The organism is Arhodomonas sp. KWT (assembly GCF_010993615.1).
The window spans coordinates 5,286-8,912 of the sequence record NZ_WNXE01000001.1 but is presented as its reverse complement, the minus strand read 5'-3'; the positions used below and the strand labels follow the sequence as shown (position 1 = coordinate 8,912).

The following is a 3,627-nucleotide window of genomic DNA, read 5'->3' as shown; positions in this document are numbered from 1 at the left end:
ATTGAGCGCTGACAACGGACATTCACCCCGCGAGCTGCTAAAGTTCGCGGAAATCCGGCCGCTAACTCCTGCAGAGGCAGGTCTGGATAATCGAGGAGCAGGGAACATGAGCAACCCCATCGACAACGGCCCGCGCCCGCCCGGCAGTTACCCGACGGGTAGCAGGAACGGCACGGCACGGACCGGCTCGCATGAGGATACCGACAGCCGCCCGTCCGCCGCGACCGCGGCCCCGCAGAGTGACAGCACCAGCGAATCCAGCCGCCTGCAGGCGGTGCGTGAGTCTATCGATAACACGCCGGAAGTGGACAGCAACCGTGTCCAGGATCTCCGCGATCGCATCTCGCGAGGGGAGTACCCGCTGGACGCGGACCGCATCGCCCAGCGCTTCGCGGACTTCGAGCAACTGCTGAGCGATGGCTGACGGCACATTGACGCTTGACGGATTGCGCACCCTCCGCGGGCTTGTCGACGAACTCGATGCAGTGCTCGAGCGCGAGCACGCGGAAATCACCGCGCGTGCCGATGCCGCGACCATCGAGGCCACCGCCCAGGAGAAGCTGCGGCTGTTCGAGGCAATCGACACCTGCCCCGAACCGGTCCCCCCGGGCGAGGACGCCGACTCGGCCCTGCAAACCGAGTGGCAGGCGCTGCGCGATACCCTCGCGCGCGTTAACCGCCGCAACGAGCGCAACGGCATTGCCATCGCGCGGGTGCTCGAGACCGTCGGCGAGGAAGTCGCGCTGCTGACCGGCCGCGAGCGCGACGGGGAGACCTACGGTCCCGGCGGGGGAACGGCGTCCGGATCCGGGCGCCTGCGAACCAGCGCCTGACGGTGGGGAAAAAAGCGGTATGACGAACGCGGCGCCCTATGAGGAACCGGAAATCATACGCAACCCCGGGCAGAAGACCGGAATCCTCCGCCGCCTCCACGAATCCCGCAACCTTCTGGACGTCCACCTGCCGGAACGGGGCACGCCCTTCCGCAGCGCGCTGCTCTACGTCGACCCCCAGAGCCGCCGGCTGACCCTCGACGAGCTCAAACCCCGACGCGGCCACGACCGCATCGAGATCGGCACCGAGCTGCGCGTCGTCAGCCGGACCCTCGGTGTCGACACCCGGTTCACGGTCACTGTCCAGGAGATCGGCCTGGCCGATGGCATCTACTACTACGTGGCCGGCTACCCCGAGGAGATCGTCTACAATCAGCGCCGACGCTTCGTGCGCGTGCCCGTCCCGCTGACCCGCCAGCAGCACTGCACACTGTCCGGCGGCGAGGACGCCCCGGATACCGATATACAGCTCTGCGACCTCTCCGCCGGCGGCATCGGCGCCTACGTGATCAAGGGCCCGGAGCCCGAGCCGCATAACCAGTACGACTGCCACATCGCCCTGCACGACAGCCAGCCACTGGACGCGCGGGTGGAGATCCGTTACCTCGAATACGACCGGCAGCGAAAGCGTTACCGCTTCGGCGCCGAATTCCAGGACTTCACGCACGCGGACCGCGACCGCCTCCAGGGCCTCGTGCTCTCGTTACAGCGCGAGCTCCTGCGCAAGACCTGACGCTCAGTCTCCTCGCTCCTCACGCAGCAGCTGGGCCTCGCGGCGCAGCATCAGATGCACCAGCAGCTCCCGGTCGTGCTCGCGGGCAAACTCGAACTCAATGCCGAGCCGGTGTCCTCCGGTTGCGACACGGTCGCAATGGCGCACGCGGCCGAACATACGCAGCCCCGCACCGGTTGAATGGAAGAGCATGCGCAAATCAAGGATGGAGCCCGGTGGCAGCGCGCCGTCGGAGCTTATGAAATCCATCCCGCCGGCACCGATGTTGACGTCCGTCACCTTGGCGACCCGGTTGCCGAACGCCTGGACGGCCAGCGTCTCGGCGAGGAGGTCGATGCTCTGATCCAGGGTATCCACGAGCTTGGAGAAAACGGCGGATTCCTGGCGGGCGTGGCGTCGGAGCACCGTCGCCCCCTCGCGGATCTCGTGCAGGCGGCTGGCCAGCATGAAGGCATTCGGCCAGCGCCCCGCCATCTCCTCGCGGCGCGACTCCATCTGCCCCTCGTCTATTGGCTCGTAGTCGAGGAGCAGCGTATCCGGTACACGGAAGTGCGCGCGCCGTTCGTCACTGTCCGGTGGTTGATGATGGCTCATCCGGCTTCCCTCCTCCCTTGAGTCCGAGCAGGGCATCAATGCTGCGCTCGATCTCTCCGCTGCCACCATGCTCGAGAATCACCTCGACCCGCCGGTTCTGTGCACGGCCTTCGGGCGTATCGTTGGACGCCACGGGACGGGTATCGGCGTGCCCCTCCACGGTGAACCGCTTCGGATCGAGATCGGCCGCGGTCACCAGGCGATGGTACATCGTCACCGCACGAGCCGCTGACAGCGCCCAGTTCGAGCGGAAACGGTCGTTGTCTATCGGCACGTTGTCCGTGTGCCCCGCCACAGTGACCCCGCCGGCGGTCTCCCCCAGCGCCGTGGCGATCTTCTCGACCACGGGCTTGAACGGCTTTATGAGGCGGTCCGAGCCGGTGGGGAACGAGCCCCGCTCACGTATACGTATGATGATACGCGTGCCCGCACGCTTGACCTCGACCAGCCCCTGCTTGATCTCCTCGGCGAGCAGTGCCCGCAGGCGTTTGAGGTTTTCCTCCACCCTGGCGTTCTGCTTGGCCTGTGCCTGTTCCTTGAGGCCTCGTTGGCGCTCCTCGACCGGGATAGGCAGTTGCTCGTCGAGCCGCGTCAGGTTTCGGCGCTGGGCGGAGCTGGTAATCTGACGCAAACGGTCAATGGAGGTCTTCTGCGGCTGGCCGGTCTCGAACTCCTGCTGCACGAAGCTCGTCCCCTTGGGCACGTCGGAGGCGAACTCGATGCGCTGCACGCCGAAGGCGTTGCGCATCGATCCGGCCACCTGCTTGTACTTCTCCACGTCCATCTCGGAGAACGAGAGCAGCAGCACGAAAAAGGACAGGAGGATCGTCGCCAGGTCCGCGAAGGTCGCCATCCACTGCGGCGCCCCCGGCGGCATCGCCTGGCGTTTCTGCCGTCGTGTCGGCGCGTCCCCGATCATCGCCTACGCCGCCTCGTCGGTGGCGTCCTGGCGCTGGCTCGTCGGCAGGTAGGTCTTGAGCAGCTCCTCGATGACCCGCGGATTCAGGCCCTCCTGGATCGAAATCAGCCCCTCCAGGATGAGGGTCCGGTTGAGCCGTTCCTCGGTATTACGCGCGGCGAGCTTGTCGGCCAGCGGCAGGGCGATGGCGTTGGCAATAACCGCACCGTAGAGCGTGGTGAGCAACGCGATGGCCATGGCCGGACCGATCTTCTTGGGATCGTCCATATTGGAGAGCATCTGCACGAGCCCGATCAGCGTGCCGATCATGCCCATCGCCGGCGCCACGTCCCCGAGGGCACGGAAGACGTTCTCCCCACGCTCGGCACGCTCGATGCTGAGGTCGATCTCCTGGCCGAGCACCTTCTTGACGAATTCGGGCTCGTGGCCATCGGCAAGCAGCTGAACGCCCTGCTGCAGGAACGGGTTGTCCACCTCGTAGTTCTCCAGCGCCAGCAGCCCTTCCTTGCGCGCCACCTGGGCGAGGTCGACGGTCTGCTCGATCAGCC

Annotated in this window: 6 protein-coding genes; 3 read left to right on the top strand and 3 right to left on the bottom strand. The window is 66.3% G+C overall.

Annotated features, from left to right (window positions below; all coding sequences use genetic code 11):
- The 3 genes from flgM to G7A99_RS00040 form a co-directional block, all read left to right on the top strand.
- A partial coding sequence (flgM, locus tag G7A99_RS00050) for a flagellar biosynthesis anti-sigma factor FlgM (RefSeq protein WP_205599679.1) occupies window positions 1-424 on the top strand: 424 nt, incomplete at its 5' end.
- Entirely contained in the window at window positions 417-833 is a 417-nt protein-coding gene (flgN, locus tag G7A99_RS00045) for a flagellar protein FlgN (protein ID WP_163138561.1), read from the top strand. The genes flgM and flgN, both read left to right, overlap by 8 nt.
- Before the next feature lie 19 nt (window positions 834-852).
- A complete protein-coding gene (locus G7A99_RS00040; protein ID WP_018717339.1) occupies window positions 853-1,566 on the top strand; it encodes a flagellar brake protein in 714 nt (237 codons plus the stop codon).
- A 3-nt stretch (window positions 1,567-1,569) separates the two neighbouring features.
- On the opposite strand, the gene G7A99_RS00035 is transcribed toward G7A99_RS00040, so the two are convergent.
- From G7A99_RS00035 to G7A99_RS00025, 3 genes are all read right to left on the bottom strand, one after another.
- A complete protein-coding gene (locus G7A99_RS00035; protein ID WP_163138560.1) occupies window positions 1,570-2,160 on the bottom strand; it encodes a PilZ domain-containing protein in 591 nt (196 codons plus the stop codon).
- Window positions 2,132-3,079: a type VI secretion system protein TssL, long form gene (gene tssL, locus G7A99_RS00030; RefSeq protein WP_018717337.1), complete on the bottom strand. Its 948-nt coding sequence runs from the start codon at window positions 3,077-3,079 to the stop codon at window positions 2,132-2,134. Before tssL ends, G7A99_RS00035 begins: the two co-directional genes overlap by 29 nt.
- Before the next feature lie 3 nt (window positions 3,080-3,082).
- The coding region (locus G7A99_RS00025; protein WP_163138559.1) for a MotA/TolQ/ExbB proton channel family protein at window positions 3,083-3,627 on the bottom strand (545 nt) is incomplete at its 5' end.